11 protein-coding genes are annotated in these 15,250 nt (G+C 60.7%); 5 read left to right on the forward strand and 6 right to left on the reverse strand.

What is annotated here, in order from left to right:
• Positions 1-42: 42 nt before the first annotated feature.
• From addA to EM6_RS09235, 6 genes are read right to left on the reverse strand one after another with little or no spacing between them, the layout of a single operon-like run.
• Positions 43-3,603 (reverse strand): double-strand break repair helicase AddA, encoded by a 3,561-nt coding sequence (addA, locus tag EM6_RS09210; protein ID WP_126422140.1) that lies wholly within the window; start codon positions 3,601-3,603, stop codon positions 43-45.
• Positions 3,600-6,620: a PD-(D/E)XK nuclease family protein gene (locus tag EM6_RS09215; RefSeq protein WP_126422142.1), complete on the reverse strand. Its 3,021-nt coding sequence runs from the start codon at positions 6,618-6,620 to the stop codon at positions 3,600-3,602. Before EM6_RS09215 ends, addA begins: the two co-directional genes overlap by 4 nt.
• Positions 6,617-7,336, reverse strand: coding sequence for an N-acetylmuramate alpha-1-phosphate uridylyltransferase MurU (murU, locus tag EM6_RS09220; RefSeq protein WP_126422144.1), 720 nt, complete (start codon positions 7,334-7,336; stop codon positions 6,617-6,619). Before murU ends, EM6_RS09215 begins: the two co-directional genes overlap by 4 nt.
• Positions 7,333-8,406: an N-acetylmuramate/N-acetylglucosamine kinase AmgK gene (gene amgK / locus EM6_RS09225; protein ID WP_126422146.1), complete on the reverse strand. Its 1,074-nt coding sequence runs from the start codon at positions 8,404-8,406 to the stop codon at positions 7,333-7,335. The genes murU and amgK overlap by 4 nt, the downstream gene beginning before the upstream one ends.
• 9 nt (positions 8,407-8,415) lie before the next feature.
• Positions 8,416-8,847 (reverse strand): tRNA (adenosine(37)-N6)-threonylcarbamoyltransferase complex ATPase subunit type 1 TsaE, encoded by a 432-nt coding sequence (gene tsaE / locus EM6_RS09230; RefSeq protein WP_126422148.1) that lies wholly within the window; start codon positions 8,845-8,847, stop codon positions 8,416-8,418.
• Positions 8,844-9,686, reverse strand: a complete 843-nt coding sequence (locus EM6_RS09235) for a GNAT family N-acetyltransferase (protein ID WP_126422150.1) — start codon at positions 9,684-9,686, stop codon at positions 8,844-8,846. The genes tsaE and EM6_RS09235 overlap by 4 nt, the downstream gene beginning before the upstream one ends.
• A gap of 269 nt (positions 9,687-9,955) precedes the next feature.
• On the opposite strand from EM6_RS09235, the gene EM6_RS09240 reads away from it, so the two are divergent.
• The 5 genes from EM6_RS09240 to ubiB all read left to right on the forward strand — a co-directional run bounded on the left by EM6_RS09240 (position 9,956) and on the right by ubiB (position 15,123).
• The gene (locus EM6_RS09240) at positions 9,956-10,714 is read left to right on the forward strand and encodes a hypothetical protein (protein WP_126422152.1); all 759 of its coding nucleotides are present in this window, start codon (positions 9,956-9,958) and stop codon (positions 10,712-10,714) included.
• A gap of 105 nt (positions 10,715-10,819) precedes the next feature.
• On the forward strand, positions 10,820-11,236 hold the full coding sequence (locus EM6_RS09245) for a hypothetical protein (RefSeq protein ID WP_232037040.1): 417 nt from the start codon (positions 10,820-10,822) through the stop codon (positions 11,234-11,236).
• 1,157 nt (positions 11,237-12,393) lie between these two features.
• Positions 12,394-12,765, forward strand: a complete 372-nt coding sequence (locus EM6_RS09255) for an EF-hand domain-containing protein (RefSeq protein WP_172961173.1) — start codon at positions 12,394-12,396, stop codon at positions 12,763-12,765.
• Positions 12,766-12,849: 84 nt separating this feature from the next.
• Positions 12,850-13,593 (forward strand): class I SAM-dependent methyltransferase, encoded by a 744-nt coding sequence (locus EM6_RS09260; protein ID WP_232037119.1) that lies wholly within the window; start codon positions 12,850-12,852, stop codon positions 13,591-13,593.
• Between the two features lie 12 nt (positions 13,594-13,605).
• A complete protein-coding gene (ubiB, locus tag EM6_RS09265) occupies positions 13,606-15,123 on the forward strand; it encodes a 2-polyprenylphenol 6-hydroxylase (RefSeq protein ID WP_331876523.1) in 1,518 nt (505 codons plus the stop codon).
• Positions 15,124-15,250 lie beyond the last annotated feature (127 nt).

Consider the following 15,250-nt stretch of genomic DNA (forward strand, 5'->3'; position numbering starts at 1 on the left):
GATTCAAACGTGTCACAAAGGTAAGTAAGCCCGCATCAGAAATCAATGGCCCCTGATTTCGCTGAGCCTGAGATTTACTAAAGCCTCGCTTAAGGGCGTCAGCTTAGGGCCGTCCGTCCACAACAGCGCCGCTTCGACGGACTTGTCCGGATAGATCTGCCGCAAAAGGGCAACGTAACCCGCCATTTGCCGCTGATAGTCGGCCGCGGCCTCTTCGGCGCTGTCCGGGGCGGGGCGGTTCGATTTATAGTCGATGACCAGCACGCGCTCAGGCCCGATCACCAGCCGGTCGATGCGTCCGGACATAAAGACCGCTTCGCCGCGCGCATTGACACCAACCTGTCCGGCCAGCGCCACTTCCGGCCGCGAATCGGGCCCGAAGGCGTCGGCAAAGCGCGCATCGGTCAGCACCCCCATCACCGCCTGACGGATTTCGTCGCGCTGGGCGTCGTCTAGATCGGGCTGCCGTTTCAGCCAGCGTGCGGCTACGTCATCGCGGTCGGCCACGGGCAGGGCGGGCAGGATTTCAAACAGCTTATGGATTTTCAGGCCGCGCCCGAATCGTCCCTGCCCCTTCTGTTCCGCCAGAGGCGAGGGCGCGCGGTCTTCGGCGGAACGATCCTCATCACTGAGCTGCGACACAGCGCGCCAGACGACATCGGCTTCCGGATCGGGGGTGGGCGCGGCGGAAATGAAAGTAGGTAGACCGGTCTGTATCTGAGCGGCCTGCGCCTCAGCGGTCATTAACGGTGCGCGTTCGCCGAATAAAAGCAGTTCCGTTTTTTCAGAAGGTTCGTGAGCATTTTTAGACGCGCCTGCGCTTCCGAAAACCGGTTCCCACTTTTCGGAAGGCGCTTTGGGCGCACCAAACTCCACCACCGTGTCCAGTTCTACCCCCACCACAGCCTCACGCGGCAGGCGGTCGAAACCGTCCTGCGCCAGATCGTACCAGTCGGGGAAGGGGCCATTCGCCGCGCGGCTGCCGCGATAACCACACAAAGTCAGGCGGTCACGCGCCCGCGTCAGGGCCACATAGAACAGCCGCAAGCCTTCTTTGGCTTCGCGTAAGGCGCGGGCGGATTTGAGCGCGCTGACGGCTTCGGGGTCACCGTCCTTGCCGCGCGCCGACACCAGCAGATCACCCTCATCCGACATCAGCAGCAGGTCGTCATTGCGCGTCGATTTGAAACCGGGGGCCATGGGCAGAATCACCCACGGCGCTTCGAGACCCTTGGAGCCGTGCACGGTCATCACCCGCACGCGGTCGCCGCCCTCTTCCTGTTCGCGCTTGATCTCCGAGGCATTGAATTCACACAGGTTCAGGAAGTCGATCAGGCCGATCGCCCCCACCCCTTCGCCTTTCAGCGCCAGGTTTAGCGTCTCATCCAGCACATCCTCACACTCGACGCCTAACCGTGTGACGAAGCGCTGACGCTGGGTCCGGCCCGCGCCGTCGCGGCGATTGAGCACCAGACCCAGAAAATCGAACGCCGTGCGCTGCGGCGCTTCGGACAAGGCCCAGCCAATGAAGTTCTGCGCTTCGGAAAAGCGCGGATTGTCTTCGGCCAGACGGTTCAGCGCCTGCCACAGACTGGCCTTTTCGTCGCGCGTCAGGGTGAACAGGTCGTCTTCGCTGAGGTCGCACAGGGGGCTGCGCAGGACCGCGGCCAGAGACAGGCTATCGCCCGCCTGCAAACAGACGCGCATCAGGGCGCGCAGGTCCTGAAACGCGATGTGGTCCGACAGTTTGAGCCGGTCGGCCCCGGAAACCGGCACGCCCGCCTGTTTCAGCTCACGGATAATATGTTCGAACAGAGCGTCGCGTTTGCGCACCAGAATGAGCACATCGCCGGCGTGCATAGGGCGCGCCTGGCGTGACCCCTTGTCGATAACGCTGCGGCCCTGTTTGATGTCCTGTGCGATATGGAAAGCCAGTTGTTGCGCCAGCCGCTTGGCCGGGGCCGCACCGGAGGCATCGACGGGCGCGATGTCTTCGTCATCGCTCTCGCCCAGATCGGGCACAGGCAGGGGATAGATGGGCGGCCACAGCTCGACCGTGGCCGGACGTTCGGAACGGCGCGCATCGTGGAGGATGCGTTCGGCGGTGAAGTTAAGCGCTTCGGAGAGGTCAGGGGCGTCAAAGGCGCTATCGACAAAGCCCAAAACCTGCGGCAGGGAGCGCCAGCTTTGCACCAGTTGCGGCACGACGAAGCGTTTCCCAGCGCGCTCAGCCCGGGTTTGATAATATTGCCGCTTGCCTAAAAACAAATCAGGTTTGGCGCCCTGAAAGCCATAGATGGACTGCTTTTCATCGCCCACGGCAAAGATGGTCCGGTCAATGCGCGCCTGAAATATCGGCGCGCCCGCTCCGGAGAAAAAATCATCGACAAGGGCATCAATGATATCCCACTGATCTCCGGACGTGTCCTGCCCCTCATCGACCAGCACATGCTCCAGCCCGCCATCCATCTTGAACAGTACCCACTGCGACATGGTGGCCCCGGACAGGAGGCGCTTGGCGCGGCTGATCAGGTCCTGAAAATCGAGCGCGCCGGTGCGGCGTTTCAGGTCCTGATAGATGACGCTGAAATCCTCAAACAGCCGCAGCGTATAGAGGGTGTTGAGCGCGGTTTCGGCGGCCTTGCGCTTTTCCACCGCCTCGGCCAGCGGTTCGCGCCAGCGTTCCAGCGTATCGCGGTCAGCCTGAGCGCTTTTGGACGAGCACAGGTCTTTTCGCGGCTCGCCCTTGGCGGTGTAGAACACGGCATGGAGCGTTTCAAAATCAAACGGCTCGCCGTTTTTGCGCGCTTCGGACAGGCGTAGCAAGGTTTCCGACAGGCTCTGATTGCCCTTGGTATTGATGGTGGCCAGTGACCGCGCCATTTCCGGCATCACGTCCCAGTTCAGGCCGTCGGCAAAGGCATCGACCACCTGTTCCGGCGTCATCGGCGGGTCGAGATCAAGGCGTTTGAACAGGTAACCACTAAAAGACAGACCGTTGTGTTCCGCTGCGGCCAAAAGGGTATCCAGCGCCTCGCGGATACGGTCGTGCTGATAGATGAACTGCGACAGAAGCTGTTCAAACTTCTGGGCTTTCAGGGTGCGGATCAGGTGGTCGCGGTGCGCGCCTTCGGGCAGGGTCAGCAAGCCTTCCAGCGCCTTTTGCGCCAGATCACGCGCAATCAGATCGTCCAGCACCTGAAACGACGGGCTTAAACCCGCCTCCAGCGGAAACCGCCGCAGCAGCTTTTCGCAAAAGGCGTGGATGGTCTGAATCTTCAGCCCGCCCGGTGTTTCCAGCGCCTTGGCAAACAGGGCGCGCGCCGTGGCCAGATCATCAGGGTTTTCGTCGATGGCTCGCAACTGATCGGCCAGCTTTTCGTCTTCGGCCACGGCCCAGCCGCCCAGCCGCTCATACAGGCGACCCTGCATCTCGGCGGCGGCGGCCTTGGTATAGGTGACGCACAGAATGTGCTCTGGCTTCGCCCCGCGCAGCAGCAGGCGCGCCACGCGGTTGACAAGCGTTGAAGTCTTGCCCGAACCGGCATTGGCGGTCAGGAAGCACGATACTTCCGGATCGGCGGCGGCGTTTTGCGGGTTCATTCGCCCTCCTCCGTTGCGGGTTCGGCCTCGCGGTCGCCCAGAACGTGCCATTCATAAAGCCGTGCCAACTGGTCGTAATCACCGCCGCGCTCCAGCCGGTATTGCGGCGCGCGCCAGGACAGATAGCCCTGTCTGGGGTTTTCGTATTGCATCAGGCGCGTCTTGAGGCGGCTCAGCGCGCTATCGGCCATCTCATCGGCGCTCAGCGGGTTCTTTTTGTCGTAAACCACGCGCGGTTTGACCACATCCTGCCCCAGTCGCACATAGACCAGCTCGCCCAACCCCTTGGCGCGATGGATGTCCTCAAAGCCGTTAAAAGTGCCGTATTTGAGGATGGCGGCAGTCAGGGTGAGTTGCGGGTAGAAGCCGGCAATCACCGCCCTGGGTGCCGGTGGCTGACCGGTCTTGAAGTCGATCACATCGACGCCGCGATCATGAATTTCCACGCGGTCTGCCTTGGCGGTCAGGGTGAAGGGGCCACGCGGCAGGTCAATGGTCAGCTTGCCTGACTCTTCGATCAGAAGGCGCGGACGGTCAGCGCGACGCTCGGCCTCAAAGGCCACATAATCGCGCGCCAGCAGGGGAAACAGCGGGCGTTGCAGGGCCAGTTGCGCTTCGCTGAGGTTTTCGGCGCGCAATTGCGCCTCCAGCAGGTCGCAAAAGACCTGCACCCCGGCCTCGCCCAGAGGCATGTCGTCCGCCGCGAATTTTTCGGCGACGGCGTGGATGGCCGTGCCGCGACGTAGGGCCTCGAAGGGCTCGTTCGGCCGGTCGAGGGGTTTGAGGCCCAGCACATATCGCGCATAGACGGCATAGGGGTCGCGTTCCAGCATCTCGACCTGCGTCACCGGCAGTTGCAGGGGTCGCGCCTCGACCGGTGGCGCAGGCTGGGGCCGGGCGGCGGGTTTCAGGGCCTCAGGCACGACGCTCAACGGGCCGTCCATGCGCCGTGCCCAATCGAGCCATTGCGGTTGGGTCGGCAGGTGTTCGCCCGCCCCGGTGGTCAGGGTTTCCAGCCGCCACAGCCAGCGCGACTGCACCTGCGGCTCGCCTTCGCGGCGCTGGCGCGTCACCATCCACACCTCCGGCTGACTGGCGCCTTGCACAAAGTCATGCGCCGACAAGCCGGTGCGGCGTTCGGGCGAGGGCAGGCCCAGCGCCTTGCGCATCGGGCGTGACAGGAAGGGGTCGATTTCGGCCGCCTGCGGCCACACCCCTTCTTCCAGACCGGCCAGAATCAATCGGTCGGCCGAGAACATGCGCGCTTCGATAGCCCCCAATATGGTCAGGCGCGGATGGGTGTGCCCGCCGGTGCGCACGGTAGCCGTGCGTAGCGCCCGGCGCAGAATATCGACAAAGACCTGATCGTCCTCGACCACGAAATCGCGCCCTTCGGCGATCAGATCGGCCAAAAGCGCCGACGCCGCAGCGCCTGCCGCTCCGTTCCATAGGGCCTGCCCGTCGTGCGCGGCCACGGATTCGGCCCAGACGGTCAGGGTGCGAACGTATTCGGACAGGTCTGTCTTTGGCTTCTGCCAGACCGCGCAGGTGCCGACATAGTCCTGCCATAGGCCAGCGGCCTCAAAAGCCTCTTTCTGCGTCAGACGGCTCAGAACCTCGTCGGCATCACGAGGCTTGGCACCTCGTAAGCCTATGATTTCCAGACTATTTGTGTGGCGGTCGTCGGCGAAGCGAGACAGAGGATGCTTCAACAAAGCCAGAAGCTTCACCGCATCGAAGGGCTCCAGAATCAGATCGAGCAGGCTGTGCAGGAAGCGCCCGACCGGGCTGTGTATCAGGGCGTCGCCCGCAGAGGAGTCAGGGCGCACACCCCAGCGCGACAATCGGGCCGTTACCCGCCGCGACAGGGTGATATCAGGTGTGATCAGGGCGGCCGTCTTGCCCGGTGTTTCCAGCGCTTCGCGCATCAGAAGGGCGATGACGGCGGCGGCTTCCTCGTCATTGCGGCCTTCGATGTGGGTCAGGCCGCTCAAGCCGTCCTTAATGGCGGTTTCCGATCCAGCCTTCAGCGCGGCAATCTGGGTACGCCAGTCCTTGGTGGCCTCGGCGGGACGCAGGGCTTCGTTGAGGACGCGCCGGCGGGCGTGGCGCGCGCGGTCAGCTTCGATCGAAACAGGCCAGGTATGGACGACTTCACGGCTGACCCGGTGGCGATCCAGCAGGGCCTTCATGGCCCCCTGCGGGTGCGAATCGCCGACCTGCGCCCACACGTCCTCGGCCAGCGACAGGTCGAGACCGGGCAGGACGACGGCCCCTTGCTCAAAACGCGAGGCCAGCCCCATCAACCGCGCCGTAGCCGGTGTGGTGCCGGTAGTCCCGGCGATAATGACCGGATGGGTGGGTGGGGTCTTTTCCCACTGATCGCCAAGGCGATGAATCAGCGTCACCAGCCTCTGACTGGGGTCCATCCTGTCGAGTTCGGCCAGACGCTTCGGCCACAGATCGACGGCAATGGCCAGAAACTGCGCCGATACTTGCCAGTGTTCGGCCAAAGCCCCCATACCGTCGTGCAACAGGTCCGGATCATGGACAAGACGGTCCAGTCTATCTGCGGCCTTCACCTCTTCCAGAGCCAAGGAGTCGAAAAATTTCGCCAAGGAATCAGCGAGTTCCAGGGCCGTTCGTGCGTTTAGCGGCACATCGCTTTCGTAATGCGCCTTGATCAGCTTCGCCAGTTCGAAGCGCCGCCGCGTCGCCGATAGGGCAGGCGGCAGGTCGAGCCCCAGATGCTCCAGATCAAAGGGTGGCTCCCCCTCTTCGAGATCACCCAACGCCCGCACCTGCGGCAAAAGCAGGGCCTTGGCCCGGCACTGATCGGTAAAGGCGTGCGCCATCTGACGCGCGCCGCGCCGGGTCGGGGTGAGGATCAGGGCGTGCGGCAGGTCATCACCCAGCGCCTCACACAGTCCCCGTGCCAGATCATCAAGGAAGGGCCGCCCGGACGGAATGGAGTACCAGCGCGGGGCCGGGGTGACGAAGAGGTCGCGGCTTTTCATGCCCGTTGCAACCGCGCTTCGGCGGCATCGCGCGCGGCGGGGTCACCGACATGCATCCAGTCGCCGTGCATCCGGGCCCCGAACAGGCGACCGTCGGCCGCCTTTTGCCGCCAGATGGGCGTCAGGGAAAAGGCGTCTTCGGCCACTTCCGCCACTATATCCGGATGGGTGATGTGTACACCCATATAGTTGAAGGGCGCGGACACGGCCTGACCGCGGAAGCTCAGGCGCTGATCCTCAGCAAGGAAGAAGTCGCCTGCCCCATCAAAACCGCTGGAGCGCGCCATATCGGCCAGCAGCAACAGGGCGTCCATGTCGTCGGGCTGCCATTGCCTAAGCATATCGGCAATGGCGCGGTCGTGGCCGCCGTCTTCGATCCACACACTGTCGATATTGGCGACGAATATCGGATCATCGCCCAGCAGTGGACGCGCTTTTTTCAGGCCTCCGCCGGTTTCCAACAGCTTGTCGCGCTCATCGGAAATGATGATCTCGACATCGTTGCGGCTTTTGAGGTGCGCCTCCAGCCGATCGGCGAAATAGTGGACATTTACCACACAGCGTTCGACGCCCGTGCTTTTCAGGCGGTCGATCATGTGGTCGATCAGCGTGCGCCCGCCGACTTCAACCAGGGCCTTGGGCCGATCATCGGTCAGCGGCCGCATCCGCGTGCCCAGCCCTGCCGCTAACACCATAGCGGTTTTGATCTGTGTCATGCGATGCGGCCCCCTAGACCGTTGGCCATAAACCAGTTCCGCACCCCGGCCAGTGCGGGTGCCGTGAGATTGCGCCCCAGATGTCGCCACATGCGCGGCATGAAGGCCTCATAGCGTGGTTTGTGGTCGCGCGTGACCAACCGGGCGAAGACGCCCAGAATACGCGCCTGATTGAGCGCCGCCAGCGCTGTGTAGAGGCGCATAAAGGCCTCGCGGTTCTGTTCGGGGCGCAGGCTGAAATAGTGCTCTAGGCAAAGCGCCTCCACCTCAGGTGACACATCGCGGCGGGCGTCCTGCAACAGCGAATGCAGATCCCAGGCCGGATGCGCCTTCAGGCAGTCCTGAAAATCAATCAGGCCGACGCGCGCCACGCCTTCGTGACCCCCCAGCCACAGCAGGTTTTCGGCGTGGTAATCGCGGTGGATGAAGACGCTGGCGCCGGCTTCGGCTTCGGCACGCAACGGAGCCCACAGGCCGTCCCAATCGACGCGCGCCTGTTCGGAAAAGCGTAAGCCGGGATCATACTGCGGCAACCATTCCAAAAACAGGTCGGCACCGGTTTTCAGCGCCAGCGCGTCATAGGTCAGCAGCGGCCAGTCGCCCACCTTGGCGGGTGGTGGCGCCTCGTGCAGCTTCGCCAGCACGGACACCGCCGAAAGGTACAGCGGCGCTTCGTGCTCACCCTCTTCGATCAGACGGGCAAACAGGGCATTGCCGAGGTCTTCGTGCAGGATCAGGCCGTTGTCCAGATCGCTCTCATAAACGGTCGGTGCGGAAAAGCCCCGCGCGCTCAGATAGCTGGCCGCTCCGACAAACGCCGTCAGATCGCCCGCAGACAGACGAGTCTGTGCAAAATAACCAAGCCGTTGACGGTCCTCGATACTGGCGTCCGGTGGGCAGGGCTGCGCGCCCGTCGGCGGTTGATCCATCAGCATCAGGGTTGAGCCGTCTGACCGCGTCAGGCGCTCATAGCGCCGCGTCGAGGCATCACCGGGCAGCGGGTCACGCCGTGCTTCGTCAAGGCCCGCCTGTTGCAGAAAACGGACGCGGAGGTCTTCTCGATCGGTCATTTAAAGCTCTTATGGGGCGGGCCGCTTAAGCGTCACGCGACGGCCCGCAGCCTCTTCTTTTAGGCGCACGATCCACGGGGCGTCAAAGGCGAAATGCCCCAATCTTTGTGGCCATTCGATCAGACAGAGATGCGTGTCGGTCAGCTCAAACAAGCCGATCTCATGCACCTCTTCCGGGTCCGTCAGGCGATAAAGGTCGAAATGCGCGATATCGAAATCGCGGCCTTCGTAGGTCTGAACAAGGGTGAAGGTCGGTGACGGCACGTCTTCGTCTGGCGTCGTCAGCGCCCGGATCAGGCCGCGCGCCAGGGTCGATTTTCCAGCCCCCAGATCGCCCAGCAGATAGACCACGTCCCCCACTTTGAGCTGCGTGGCCAGCCACGCCCCCCACTCGGCAGTGGTACTATCGTCGGCCAGAAAGCAATCGTCGGAAAAGGTCATAGGGCAGGGCGGTCCGGATCGAGCGGCAATTCCCGTTCGATATAGGTCTTCAACCGCTCGCACAACAGGCCCACCTCGGCGTCGAGCTGATGGGGCGGCATGACCGGCCCAACGGTCAGGTCGAATCGCTGACCCGCCTTGTTCAGGAACTCATGGAACAGGGTGATGTCGCGCAATTCCTGCGAGACGCGGTTGAAGGCGTGAAACCACATCGAATTGGGACCCGACAGGTGCATAGGCACCACAGGCGCGTCGTATTTCTGCGCCAGCGACAAGGCGGTGGTCTGCCACGGCGGATCACTGAGTTGTCCGTCCGCCCCGCGTCGCGCCAGCCGCCCGGCGGGAAACAGCACCACACACGTCTCGCTCTCGAACGCCGCGCGTGCCGCACTCAGCGTGGCGCGGGTCTTTTCGCGCGTGCGCTTGGCCTCAACCCACTCGACCGGGATCAGCACCTCTGCAAAGCGCGGATTGACCCGCAAGGCGTCGGCATTGGCGAAAAAGGTAATGTCGGCGCGCACTTTCCGCAGACAGTCATAGACGGCAATGCCATCGGCTATGCCCGTCGGGTGATTGCAGATGACGACGCAGCGCCCCGTGGCCGGGATACGCTCGACCCCGCGCGCCATAACCTCAAGCGACAGAAGGCGGGAGATATAGTCAAGCGCTTCGGCTCCAGACAGGTTCGCAATCGCCTGTGCCATACGCACGGCCCGTTCGTAGCCCAGCAGGCTATACAACATCGGTCGCGCCACGGGCCACGCAACCGATGAGGCCAGACGCGGTGCGCGTTCGATGATCAGTTCTTCGACAATGTTACGCGGCGTCGGTAACGCCATCCTGCCCCTCCCAAGTCTTTCGCTGTCCCGTTATTCTTGCTAAGGCTATCACATGCCCGCTTCGCACACCCCGAACCCAGCCCCCAAAAGTGAGGATTCCCGCCGCCCGAAGGCCAGGGGCCCCTATCTGTGGCTGTGGTTTGCGGCCCTCACTGGTATCATATTCGGCCTTGTTGCCCTGTCATGGGGCTGAATCTGTTAACCAAACCCTTAACAGATGCCGCACAACGCGCGTATAGTCATCAGGTTCAAGAGGGGCTGAGCGCCGGATGACCAGAAAGCATATACTCTACGCCATACTGTTCCTGATTGTCGCGGCTGTGCTGGGCATTACCGGTTACTGGCTGTACTGGGACAATTTCGTGCGCTGGCAACCGGTGACGATCACGCAAAAGCAGAAGGATATTCAGGAGCTTCTTGATTCGTCGGGCTATGCGGCGTCGGGTAAGGAGGGGCCGGAAATCTGGGTCATTACCTATCGCAACTGCGCGACGTGCAAGGTGTGGGAAGACCAGGAACTGCCGAAGTTCGAAGCCATTGGTGCCGATATCCGCCTCGTGCCCTTCGCCCCTATGGATGTCGAAGGCAAGGTGACGACCACCGCCTCGGAACGTTCGACCATCGCCGAAATCTGGCTCAACCGCTCCTATCCGCTGTATAAGCAATGGCGTGCCGCCAGCGAAGAGGCGTGGCAGCCGACCTTCCGCGCCGCCGACGGTGATCTGGCGCGCTCAGCGGTGGTGCAGGCCAGCCGTGACTTTATCGCCAAACTGGAACCGCTTCTGGGCGATAATGGCGTGCCGATCCGCTATCCGCTGATCATCTGGCGCGATGGCACCCAGCATATCCGCGTTTGCGCCTGTTCGGATGAGCGCATGTACCACTATGTGCGCGACGATCTGCACGCGCCGTCGAAGCTCGAAGGCGCACAGGCGCCCGCGCTGAAAATCGAAGCGCCCGCCACCGCCGCCGCTGAAACCGTAGCCAGCGACAGCGCCAACGGCAATTACGGACCTGATAGTCGGTAGGGTGTCAACGAACGGTACGACCTGAGTGGTGGAGGCTTTTTACAAACCGACCCCATCGGATCCGAGGATGATCTGAACCTGTATGGTTACACGGGCGGGGATCCGGTGAACAAAATTGACCCTTACGGTTTATCAGGGCACGATAAAGAAGAAAAGAAAGAAGAACCAGTAAAGGAGAAAACGTGTCCATCTGGACCTGATATTTGTGAGGTCGTCATTCGTGGTCGCAAGGCAGTTTTTAGCTATAGTCTGCCAAAGTTGTTTCCTGCCGAGCACACACAGAGATACAGGGTGTACAAAACGAGCAACGACGGATGTTCCTTCCAGCAGTATATGGCAGACTCACTCAGTGATGCGTGCGATGTTATGTTGCGAGGAGACGCCGCAAACGAGTTGTTCGGAAAAAATTTGCCTGCTAAGGCTCGACCGGCGGCGCGTTTTGCTGGCAAAGCATTAAAAGTAGGCGGTGTCATTACCAAGGTAAGTTCCTTTTTTGGGGTGCAAGTGATGGGGACATTCTAGACACCGTGGAACGCGGTGCCGGGCTTGTGGGCGGTAAGTTTGTTAATGGCGCAAAAGGTGGGATGTCGTCAGTTGGAATGACGATCACTGAGAGCCTGACCGAAAAGTAAGTGATATTTTTCAATAGGTTGCCAACAAGATCGACCTTTGGCAAATAGCCACGAAATGGAAGCGGCACCAACAATCCGGGCCAAAGGCTGCCGTTCTTACGAATTTGCGGATGCTTTTCAATGAGTTGGTAAGTCACTGATTTAACGTCGATACTTTTGAGTCAGGCTCTGAGGAAGTTGCGGGCGAGGCTAACAAAACCATAATTAATGCAGCATATGGAAATAGCAAGGAATGCTCTCAGCTCATGCAGGCTGTAAATTACTATGGAGGTGGATGATGAAAGTGCGTCTATTTCGATTTATGGACTCTCTGATGAATCAATCTGCTATGATTTTTTTAAGTTTATACTTTTCCTGCGATCAAATTTCAGTTTTATTTCAGGGGATTGATAGCGGAAAAATTTTTTACATTATAATGGCGCCATTGCTTGTTTATATGGCTGACCGTTTCCGCAAGAAATATTCAATTGAGTATGGATTTATTATGGGGGGCTTGTACACAATTGGATTTATGCTCACAATATACATATTGATATTTACATTCAAAGGTCTACATACATCGATTCAAAATATTATATATGCGCACGTGGGGATAATATTTATTTCCTTAGTCCTTCTAGTTGGCAGCCTCTTTGATTCGAAGAACCCACAATAGCAGAATAAGCAGAACAGAATAGGGGGACGGGGTAACTGCACACGTGGTTGGCAGCATTGGGCTTGCGAGGTGCATTGAGTTCTGAATCCATGAAGACATGATTTGTCACTCGCTTCGCCCTCTTTCGAATAAGAAAAAGGCAACCCTACGGTTCATGCCCCCCCCTTGGCGTGGGGCATGAACCATGTCGTGGCGACGGTGTCCTGCAAGAGCTTTACGCGCTCGGCGCGCCAGTCGCGTTCTTCATCGGTAACGGTGTAGTCGGCAGAGTATCGGGCCTCTACACAGGCGCATCCGCATAAGACCCTGATTTGCCTGCCCCAATGCCGCCCCATTGAATGGGCAGTGTAAACTCTCATATGATGCGTGAGATACTGTCCGGGAGACTCTTCATGCGTGCGACCCTGATTTCGCTGGCCCTGTTGTCTGTGCCGGGCGCGGTGGTGGCGCAGGACGTCATCGATCCGAAGCACAAGCCCAACTTTACCGAGCGCACGGACAAGATGACCCCGGCGCAGCGTGAAGCCGAAATCAAACGCATCTTTGCCGAATTTGACCGCAATCGCGACGGCTTCATCACCGAAGACGAGGCCCCGCGTCTGCCGCATACGGGCAATGATCCGGAGGCGATAAAGGCCGATGCCAAGTTCTTCATCTCGCTCTATGACGACAACGAAGACCACAAGGTGTCGCTTGACGAATACCGCGCCAAGGCGGCTCTGGCCCTGATCGGGCGGGAAAAAACGACGCAGGCGTCCAAATAAGGACTTTCCTTATCGCCAAAGCCGCGCGGCTGGTCTAAAAACCCTCGCATGAGCGAACAGACGGCCCCCTCCGAATCCCCCAAAATGTCCACCTTCGGCTTCCGCGATGTGGAAGCGAAGGAAAAGGTCAATCTGGTCCACGGCGTGTTCAAAAACGTCGCCGCCAAATACGACCTGATGAATGATGTCATGTCGGTGGGCGTTCACCACCTGTGGAAGGACGCAGCCTGCGCCAAGCTCAATCCGCAGCCGGGCGAGGTGATCATCGATTGCGCCGGCGGGACGGGCGATATTGCGCGGCGTCTGGCCAAGCTGGCGCGCGCCGCCAAAGCGCGCCGGGGGGGCAAGGACGCGGAAATCCGCATTATCGACTATAATCAGGCCATGATCGAGGCGGGCATCCAGAAGGGGTCTGAGCCGGAAATCACCTGGTCGGTAGGTGATGCGATGAATCTCGCCATCGCCGACAACAGCGTTGATGCCTACATCATCTCGTTCGGTATCCGTAACGTCGCCGATGTGCAGGTGGCGCTGAATGAGGCCAAGCGCGTGCTGAAGCCCGGCGGCCGTTTCTTCTGTCTGGAGTTTTCGCACCCGACGACGGGCCTTGTCGAAAGCGGCTACGAGTTTTATGCCTTCAACATCATACCCTTCATGGGGCAGATGATCGCCAATGACCGCGATTCCTATCAGTATCTGGTCGAAAGCATCAAACGCTTCCCGGATCAGGAGACCTTCCGCGGCATGATGGACAAGGCGGGTTTCCGTCGCACGGGCTATACCAACTTCACCGGCGGGGTGTGCGCCCTGCATTACGGCTGGGCGTAAGCCTTGGCGTCGGTGTTCGCTTCGTTTTTCCGCCTGATCAAGGCCGGGTTCGTCCTGATGCGCGAGGACGTGCTGATCCCGCGCGAACTGAGCTATCAGCTCAATCCGCTGTCGCGTTTCTTTTCGAACTCCCTGCGCTTTTTCTTTGCGCGTCGCGGGCCGCAAGACCGCGTCGGGCTGCGCTATGCCCGTGCCTTTGAAAAGCTGGGTCCGGCCTTTATCAAGCTGGGGCAGGTGCTCTCAACGCGCGGCGACATCTTCGGGGATGAATTTATCCGCGACCTTAGCCATCTGAAGGATCAGTTGCCGCCGTTTGATGCGGCGACGGCGCGGCGTCTGGTCGAAGAGGCTTTGGAAAAGCCCGTCGATGACATCTTCTTTGAATTTGGCGAAGTCATCGGGGCGGCCTCCATCGCGCAGGCGCACCGCGCCATCCTGAAAGACGGGCGTCAGGTGGCGGTGAAGATTCTGCGCCCCGGCATCGAGCAGATCATTGCCGACGACATCGCCATGATGACGCTGGCGGCCAAACTCATCGCCTTTCTGTCCCCCGCCTCGCGCCGTCTGGAGCCCGAAGCCTTTGTCGCTACGGTGGCGCAGTCGCTCCTGCTGGAGCTGGACCTGCGGCTTGAGGCTTCGGCGGCGGACGAACTGGGGCAGATCATCAATGCCGAACCCTATATGTCGGTGCCGAAGGTCGTCTGGCACCATGTCGCCAAGCGCGTTCTGGTCATCGAATGGGCGAAAGGCATCCCGCTCAGCCGTCCCGAAGCCCTGACCCAGCCGGGGCTTCAGCCGCAGGCCATGGCCGACAACCTGATCCGCGCCTTTCTGTCTCAGGCGCTGAACCACGGTATGTTCCATGCCGATCTGCACGAGGGCAATCTGTTTGCGCAGGCCCCGGATAAGCTGACGGCGATTGATTTCGGCATTGTCGGGCGGCTCAAGCCCAAGGAGCGGCTCTATCTGGCCGAAATGCTGTGGGGCTTCCTGCGCCGCAACTATAGGCGCGTGGCCGAGGTGCATTTCGAAGCGGGCTACGTTCCCAGACACCACGATGTTCAGGCCTTTGCACAGGCCCTGCGCGCCGTGGGGGAGCCGGTGCTGGGGCGGGCAGCGACCGAGGTGTCTATGGGGCGGCTTCTGACGCAACTGTTTGAGATTACGGCGCAGTTTGACATGCACCTGCGGCCGGAACTGGTCCTGCTGCAAAAAACCATGGTCAGTGTCGAAGGCGTGGCGCGGCGCATCTATCCGGAGCACGATATCTGGGAAGCCGCCCGGCCGGTGGTGCGCGACTTCATTCAGGCGGAACTGTCGCCGGTCGCCGAAGCGCGCCGCCTGATCGACAAGCTGGTGCATAAGCTGAAGCTGGATGACGACGATGAGGCGGATCGCGAACGCGAACGGCGAGCGCGCATCTCCCTGCAATCCGAACTGCGCCACAGCCGCACCGTCTCGACCCTGGCCCTGATCGCCTCGGTACTGGCGCTGGGCGTTATGGTGTGGATGGCCGTTGTTCATTCCTGACGCGGCCTAACTCACCTTTATTTCCCCGCAGAGTTGTCATTCATAGCGTGGTTATCAGGAATTTTGCGACGTTAAGCCGAATTTAAACATCCTCTCCCACCTTTAGATAACTGAAATCCTTTACAAG

Origin of the sequence: Asticcacaulis excentricus, from assembly GCF_003966695.1 — a bacterium.
In the GTDB taxonomy this organism is placed as follows: domain Bacteria; phylum Pseudomonadota; class Alphaproteobacteria; order Caulobacterales; family Caulobacteraceae; genus Asticcacaulis; species Asticcacaulis excentricus_A.

Excerpts from the sequence above, each read along its gene's own strand:
- amgK (WP_126422146.1), bottom strand. The coding sequence starts at position 8,406 with ATGACCGATCGAGAAGACCTCCGCGTCCGTTTTCTGCAACAGGCGGGC.
- addA (WP_126422140.1), bottom strand. The coding sequence starts at position 3,603 with ATGAACCCGCAAAACGCCGCCGCCGATCCGGAAGTATCGTGCTTCCTG.
- EM6_RS09260 (WP_232037119.1), top strand. The coding sequence starts at position 12,850 with ATGTCCACCTTCGGCTTCCGCGATGTGGAAGCGAAGGAAAAGGTCAAT.
- EM6_RS09235 (WP_126422150.1), bottom strand. The coding sequence starts at position 9,686 with ATGGCGTTACCGACGCCGCGTAACATTGTCGAAGAACTGATCATCGAA.
- EM6_RS09255 (WP_172961173.1), top strand. The coding sequence starts at position 12,394 with ATGCGTGCGACCCTGATTTCGCTGGCCCTGTTGTCTGTGCCGGGCGCG.
- murU (WP_126422144.1), bottom strand. The coding sequence starts at position 7,336 with ATGACACAGATCAAAACCGCTATGGTGTTAGCGGCAGGGCTGGGCACG.
- EM6_RS09215 (WP_126422142.1), bottom strand. The coding sequence starts at position 6,620 with ATGAAAAGCCGCGACCTCTTCGTCACCCCGGCCCCGCGCTGGTACTCC.
- EM6_RS09240 (WP_126422152.1), top strand. The coding sequence starts at position 9,956 with ATGACCAGAAAGCATATACTCTACGCCATACTGTTCCTGATTGTCGCG.
- tsaE (WP_126422148.1), bottom strand. The coding sequence starts at position 8,847 with ATGACCTTTTCCGACGATTGCTTTCTGGCCGACGATAGTACCACTGCC.